Annotated in this window: 7 protein-coding genes; 3 read left to right on the top strand and 4 right to left on the bottom strand. The window is 74.3% G+C overall.

The window, feature by feature from the left end:
• Window positions 1-118: 118 nt before the first annotated feature.
• Window positions 119-526 carry a chaplin gene (locus tag KGA66_RS27300; RefSeq protein ID WP_211472169.1) on the bottom strand — a complete coding sequence of 136 codons (408 nt, stop codon included), beginning with the start codon at window positions 524-526 and terminating at the stop codon, window positions 119-121.
• A gap of 205 nt (window positions 527-731) precedes the next feature.
• The gene (locus tag KGA66_RS27305) at window positions 732-1733 is read right to left on the bottom strand and encodes a TIGR03557 family F420-dependent LLM class oxidoreductase (RefSeq protein WP_211472171.1); all 1002 of its coding nucleotides are present in this window, start codon (window positions 1731-1733) and stop codon (window positions 732-734) included.
• A 145-nt stretch (window positions 1734-1878) separates the two neighbouring features.
• Between KGA66_RS27305 and KGA66_RS27310 the strand changes: the two genes are divergently transcribed.
• The 3 genes from KGA66_RS27310 to KGA66_RS27320 all read left to right on the top strand — a co-directional run bounded on the left by KGA66_RS27310 (window position 1879) and on the right by KGA66_RS27320 (window position 5572).
• A complete protein-coding gene (locus KGA66_RS27310) occupies window positions 1879-2538 on the top strand; it encodes a VOC family protein (RefSeq protein WP_211472173.1) in 660 nt (219 codons plus the stop codon).
• Between the two features lie 66 nt (window positions 2539-2604).
• On the top strand, window positions 2605-4809 hold the full coding sequence (gene recD2 / locus KGA66_RS27315; protein WP_211472175.1) for an SF1B family DNA helicase RecD2: 2205 nt from the start codon (window positions 2605-2607) through the stop codon (window positions 4807-4809).
• Window positions 4810-4894: 85 nt separating this feature from the next.
• Window positions 4895-5572 (top strand): MOSC domain-containing protein, encoded by a 678-nt coding sequence (locus tag KGA66_RS27320; protein ID WP_312887093.1) that lies wholly within the window; start codon window positions 4895-4897, stop codon window positions 5570-5572.
• 40 nt (window positions 5573-5612) lie between these two features.
• On the opposite strand, the gene KGA66_RS27325 is transcribed toward KGA66_RS27320, so the two are convergent.
• On the bottom strand, window positions 5613-6383 hold the full coding sequence (locus KGA66_RS27325) for a histidine phosphatase family protein (protein WP_211472177.1): 771 nt from the start codon (window positions 6381-6383) through the stop codon (window positions 5613-5615).
• Between the two features lie 165 nt (window positions 6384-6548).
• Window positions 6549-6919 (bottom strand): LysE family transporter (locus tag KGA66_RS27330; protein ID WP_211472179.1); only part of this gene is annotated, 371 nt, incomplete at its 5' end.

The raw sequence follows: 6919 nt of genomic DNA on the forward strand, positions 1-6919 counted from the left end.
TATACGAGACAGCTCAGCGAGGGCGGCGGGGCCACTGGTGGTGCTCGCCGGCACGGCCCCCCAGTCGAGTCGAGCCGCGCGGCACGCCGCGCCCGGCGTCACGGGCCGGGCGCGTTTGTCAGCCGTTGACGCAGCTCGAACCCAGCACAGCGTTGCTCAGGCCGATCACGTCGACCTGGTTTCCGCACAGATTCACCGGCGCCGACAGCGCCGTGTCCGCGACGTTTCCGGACAGGATGCCGCCGGAGTCGGCGGACGAACCCTGGGCACTGGCGTTGTTCCCGGTGCCATTGGCACACAGCTGCGGCGCCACCGAGTCGTAGGCCGTGATCATGCCCACCTGGTTGCCGCAGAAGTTGACCGGAGCGGACAGCGCGGTGTCGGTCACGTTGCCCGAGGCGACACCGCCCGAGTTCGTCGCCGTACCGCTCGCCGTCGCGTCCGCGGAGGCGAAGCCCGCCGTCCCCAGGACCAGGCCGGACGTGGCGGCGACCAGCGCCAGCCCCCGCTTGGCAAACCCTTGCATGTAAGACCTCTTGTTGCTCTAGACGGGACGGGAGCGCGCTGCCCGAGGACACCGCATCAGCTCCCCTTCGACCAGGGCAACGAGGACCGTCCGGCCGGGTTACGCCCGGAAGGACAGCATCCGCGCCGATTCACCCGGAGGGTCCATTAACCGCCAGTGCCGATGAGCGCACCGGGCGCGGCCGCCCGGCGCGGCCCGCTCAGCGTCAGCGCTGCAGCTTCGGCAGCACCTCGCGGCCGAAGACCTCGATCCACTCGCGCTGGTTGCGCCCCACGTTGTGCAGGTAGATCCGGTCGAACCCGAGGTCCAGGTAACGCTGCACCTCGGCGCGGTGCACGTCCGGGTCGGCGCTGATCACCATCCGGCCCTCGAAGTCCTCCGGCCGCACCAGCTTGGCCATCTGCTCGAATTGGAACGGCGAGCGCACATCGCCCTTGTCGAACTTCATCCCGCCGTTGGGCCACTCGGACATCGCGTTGGCCAGCGCCTGCTCGTCGCTCTCGGCCCAGGACAGGTGCAGCTGCAGGATCTTGGGCATCGCCTGCGGGTCCTTGCCGGCCTCGCGCGCGCCCTCGGCGAACTTGCCCAGCACCGTCTCGATCTTCGCGGGAGCCGCGCCCGGGGTGATGATGCCGTCGGCGAGCTTGCCGGTGCGCTTCGCGTTCAGCGGCCCCGCCGTCGCGATGTAGATCTCCGGCGCCGCCTCGGGCATCGTCCACAGCCGCGCGGACTCCAGCGTGAAGTACCTGCCCGAGTGCTTCACGTCGCGCTGCTCCAGGCCGCTGGCGAACAGCTTCTTGATGATCTCCAGCGCCTCCCACATCCTCGCGCTGCGCTCGGCCGCCTCCGGCCAGTACCCGCCCACGATGTGCTCGTTGAGCGCCTCCCCGGCGCCCAGGCCCAGCCAGTGCCGCCCCGGGTACATCGCGGCCAGCGTCGCCGAGGCCTGCGCCACGATCGCCGGGTGCATCTTGAACGACGGGCAGGTCACCCCCGGCCCCAGGTCCCCGCGCGTGCGCGCCCCGATCGCGGTCAGCACGTTCCACACGAACGGCGCGCTGCCCTGCGCCGGCACCCACGGCTGGAAGTGGTCGGCCGCCATCACCCCGGTGAACCCGGCCGCCTCGGCGGCGGCGCTGTACTCGGTCACCTCCAGCGGCCCGAACTGCTCCAGCATCGCCGCGTAGCCGATGTGCGGTGCGCTCATCGCTCTTCTCTCCTCCCGGCGCCGTGCGCCGACGCCACGTCAGCAACCCGCTTTGATCCTCGCGCCCACCCTATGCCGCCGCGCCGGTGCGCCGGACGGGCCCGCCGAGTCATGAGCCGGCCCCAATGCGGGTACATGCCCGCTCGTGCGACTAGACCACGTCTCCTACGCCTGCCGGGCCGACGCGTTCCCCTCCACGCTCAGCCGGCTCGGCTCGCTGCTCGGCGCGGCGTTCCGCGACGGCGGGGTGCACCCGCGCTACGGCACGCGCAACGCGGTGCTGCCTCTGGACGGCGGCTGCTACGTGGAGATCGTCGCGCCGCTGGAGCACCCCTCCACCGACACCATGCCGTTCGGGCGGGCCGTGCGCCGCCGCGCCGCGCTGGGCGGCGGCTGGCTCGGCTGGGTCGTGGCCGTCGACGACCTGGCGCCCTTCGAGCAGCGCCTCGGACGCGCCGCGGCGGAGGGCCACCGGCGCCGCCCGGACGGCACGCTGCTGCAGTGGCGGCAGATCGGGCTGCTGGACCTGCTGCGGGACCCGCAGATCCCCTACCTGGTCGAGTGGGACTGCCCCCGCGGCGAGCACCCCTCGGCCGACGCGGACGGCACGGTGGGCATCGAGCGGCTGCAGATCGCCGGACGGCGCGCCGCGATCCTCGACTGGCTGGGCACGCCCGAGGCCGACCCGCTGCCGCACGTGCACGTCGACTGGCTCGAACCGACCGGGCCGGCGCAGCGCGCCGACGAGAGCGGGCTGGTGGCGGTCGACTTCCGCACCGCGCACGGCCCGGTGCGCATCGACTGACCCCCGCTGGGCCGACCGGCGCCGCGGTCGGGCTCGCCTGTCAGAGGCCCGCGATAGCGTGCCCCCATGACCGTGCGCGCACCGCTGACCACGCTCGAGTGCGCCGTCGAGTTCGTGCTGTTCGTGCGCGAAGACGGCTACACCGCGCTGCGCGCCGCCACCCCCGACGGCGCCGCGCTGACCGCCGTCGGCGCCCAGCTGGCCGGCGCCCGCCCCGGCGAGGGCCTGCGGCTGACCGGCCGCTGGGGCGAGCACCGCCGCCACGGCGCCCAGTTCGCCGTCGAGGAGTGCGAGCGCCGCCCCCCGGCCGGCGTGCCCGCCATCCGCCGCTATCTCGGCTCCGGGCTGGTGCGCGGCGTCGGCCCGCTGCTGGCCCAGGCGATCACCGAGCGCTTCGGCGAGGACACCCTGGAGATCATCGACCGCGTCCCGGGCCGCCTGAGCGAGGTCTACGGCATCGGCGAGCGGCGCACCCGGCGCATCACCGAGTCCTGGCAGGCCCAGAAGACAATCAAGGAGCTGATGTCGCTGCTGCGGGGGTACGGCCTGTCCCCGCTGCTGGCCGAGCCGATCCACCGGGTCTTCGGCCACGAGAGCCTCAAGACCGTCGCGCGCGAGCCCTACAGCATGGTCGGCGAGGTCGACGGCCTGGCGTTCGCCGCCGCCGACCGTATCGCGCTGCAGGCCGGCGGCGCCCTGGACGACCCCGCCCGCCTGGAGGCCGCGGTCTGGGAGGTGTGCGCCGTACGCGCCCGCCGCGCCGGGCACTGCCACCTGCCCGCCGAGCAGGCCGTGCTGGAGGCCGCCGCGCTGACCGAGCAGGATCCCGCGCTGCTGCGTGAGGCCGCCGAGCGCCTGACCGTGGGGCGCGGGGCGCCGCTGAGCGCCGAGCAGCACCCCGCCACCGGCGAGCCGCTGCTGGCGCCGCGCGCGCTGCGCCGCGCCGAGAACAAGCTCGCCCGCGCGCTCGCGCTGCTGGCCGCGGCCCCCTCCGATCTGCCCGAACCGGTGCGCCGCCGGGTGGCCGCCGGACAGTTCGGCGACGGCCTGCACCCCGGGCAGCGCGAGGCGGTGCGCATGGCGCTGACCCACCCGGTCAGCGTGATCACCGGCGGGCCCGGCTGCGGGAAGTCCCACACCGTGCGCGAGATCGTCGAGCTGGTGCGCGCGGGCGGGGGCAGCGTCACGCTGGCCGCCCCCACCGGCAAGGCCGCGCGGCGCCTGAGCGAGCTGACCGGGGCGCGCGCGGTCACCGTGCACCGGCTGGCCGCCGACCCCACGGCCGGCGAGGACGGCGAGGAGGCGCTGTTCGGCCCGCGCACCACGATGGTGCACCTGATCGTCATCGACGAGGCGTCCATGCTGGACGTGCACCTGGCCGCCCGCCTGGCCGCCGCCATCCCTCCGGGCACGCACCTGCTGCTGGTCGGCGACATCGACCAACTGCCCTCCGTCGGGCCCGGCTGCGTGCTCGCCGACGTGCTGCGCGTGCCCGCGGTGCCCCGCACCGAGCTCACGCACGTCTTCCGGCAGGCCCAGGACTCCACCATCACCGCCAACGCCCACCGCATCCGCGCCGGGCAACCGCCCGAACTGCGCCGCGCCGACTTCTGGTTCGCCGAGATGGACGACCCCGCGCAGATCGCCCGCACGGTCGTGCAGATCGCCACCGAGCGCCTGCCCGCGAAACTCGGCGCGGACCCCGCCGACGTCCAGGTGCTGTGCCCGACCCGCCGCGGCGCCGCGGGCACCCTGGAACTGGGCCGGCTGCTGCAGGATCGGCGCAACCCGCGCCAGGACAACGAACCGGAGTACTGGTCCGGCTCCAGGGTCTTCCGCGTCGGCGACCGGGTCATGGCCGCCCGCAACGACTACGCCAAAGGCGCGGCCGGCGTGTTCAACGGCACCCTCGGCACCGTGGTCGACCTCGACCTGAAGGACGGCGCGCTCGCGGTGCTCACCGACGACGGGGAACAGGTCGACTACGACTTCGCGCAGCTCGACGAGCTCATCCACGCCTACGCCGTCAGCGTCCACAAGGCACAGGGCAGCGAGTTTCCGCACGTCGTGGCGCCGCTCACCCTCGACGCCCCGGCGCTGCTGACCCGCTCGCTGCTCTACACCCTGGTCACCCGCGCCCGCCGCACCGTCGTGCTGGTCGGCCAGCCGCGCGCGCTGCGCCAGGCCCTGGAGAACCCCGGCCCCGCGCGCAACACCCTGCTCGCGCACGCCCTGGCCGCCCAGCTCGACGCGGCCGCCGACCCCGACTGACTTCGACAGGGAGGAACCCGGTGCGGGGCGGGCGCGCCCGAAAACGCCGCGACAGGCCCGCGCGCGGCCTCTAGGCTTGCCCATCGTGGACCTCCCGCCCCCGCCCCATGGCCGGCTGCTGTCCGTCAACCTCGCCGCCTCGCCGCGGCACACCGACGTCAAACAGCAGTCCACCGGCATCGGCAAGCTGCCGGTCGCCCACCCGGTGCAGGTGAGCGCACCCGGCCCCAAAGGGGTCGGCGGCAGCGGCCTGGCCGGCGACGCGGTATGCGACCTGAGAAACCACGGCGGCGACGACCAGGCCGTCTACGCCTACGCGCGCGAGGACCTGGACTGGTGGGAGCGGGAACTGGGCCGCGAGCTGCCCGCCGGGATGTTCGGGGAGAACCTGACCACCGCGGGCCTTGATCTGACCGGCGCACTCGTCGGCGAGCGCTGGCGCGTGGGCGGGCGCACCCTGCTGCAGGTGACCTCCCCGCGCATCCCCTGCGAGGTGTTCGCGCAGAAGATGGACGAGGCGCACTGGGTCAAGCGCTTCACCGAACACGGCGCCACCGGCGCGTACCTGCGGGTCGTCGAGCCCGGGCCGGTGCGCGCCGGCGACCCGGTCACCATCGAGCACCGCCCCGGCCACCAGGTGACCCTCGGGCTGTTCTTCCGCGCGGCCACCCGGGAACCGCACCTGCTCGGCGAACTGCTGGCCGCCGGTGACGCGCTGCCGCAGGAGACCCGCGACTACATCGCCCGGCGCACCCGCGTCTGACCGCGCCCAACCGCGTCTGACCGCGTCTGACCGCGTCCGCCTACCCGGAGACCGCCGCCAGGTGCCGCAGGTGCACCGCGTCGTTGTAATCCGCCAGCCGCAGCCGCGCGCCGTCCGCGGTCCACCGCGTCACCGTGCAGTTGCCGATCGCGCCGCCCGCGTCCACGATCCGGTTCAACGCCGGCTCGTCCAACCCGTCGAAGATCATCCGCAGCATCAGCACCACCGCGTCGTGCGCCACGATCAGCAGATGCCGCCCCGCGGCCGCCGGCAGCGCGTCGCGCAGCAGGGAGCGCACCCGCAGCGCCACGTCCGGGAAGTTCTCCCCGCCCGGAGGCCGGAAGTAGAACGGCCCGACATGGTCGCGCCGCGCCATCTCCTCGGGGTACCTGCGCCGCAGCGCGGCCGTGGTGAGCATCTCCCACGCCCCGGTCTCCCGGTCGCGCAGCCGCTCGTCGAAGCGCAGCACCGGCGCCGGCGCCCCGGTGTCCGCCAGCGCGCCGGCGATCCCCGCCAGCGTCTGGCGGGTGCGCAGATACGGCGAGCAGAACACCACCTGCGGCGGGTCGCAGGCCAGGCGCCGCCCGACCGCGGCGGCCTGCGCCGCGCCCAGGTGCGTGAGCGGCAGATCGGCGTCCCGATCGGTGATCGGCACGCTCAGCGCCCCGGTCAGCGCCGCCTCCGCGAACGCCGCGTTCGCGGTCGACTGCCCGTGCCGCACCGCGGTCACCTGCGTGGGAAGCGGCAGATGCCACGCGGGCGCGGGTTCTGCCGCGGCACTGTACGGGACCGTCACGGACTGCCCAGGCACGTTCGTCCCCTCCGTCGCATGGGTCGCGCAGACTTGTAATGTACGTGCTTTCCCAGGGCGCGCGCTGCGGCGCGGCGGAGGCATCGGGGGCGCGCCGGGCCGGTCGGCGGGCTTCGGTGCTGACTGTGCGCGGGTTTAACGGCGGTCCTTGTCGCTGCGGCGGGGTCAGTGCAGCGTGGCGGTGGCCAGTTTCGCCGCGAAGCCGAGGAACAGGGTGCCCACTCCGCCGGTCATCCCGGCCGCCAGGCGCCGGCGGCGGCGCAACGCCGCGGCCAGCCGGTCCCCACCGAGGATCAGGGTGCTCAGATACAGCACGGAGAACGCCTGGATGACGACCGCCAGCACCGCGAACGGCACCACCGGATGCGGATAGGCCGGGTCGACGAACTGGGTGAAGAACGCCAGGAAGAACAGGATCGCCTTCGGGTTGAGCAGGCTGACCACCAGCGCCCGCCGGAACGGGCGCTCACCGGCGCCGCCGGCTCCCGCCGCGGACTCCCGATCGCCCTCGGGCGCGCGCCCGGCCGGCCGTCCCC

Source organism: Actinocrinis puniceicyclus, assembly GCF_018283645.1.
Taxonomy (GTDB): domain Bacteria; phylum Actinomycetota; class Actinomycetes; order Streptomycetales; family Catenulisporaceae; genus Actinocrinis; species Actinocrinis puniceicyclus.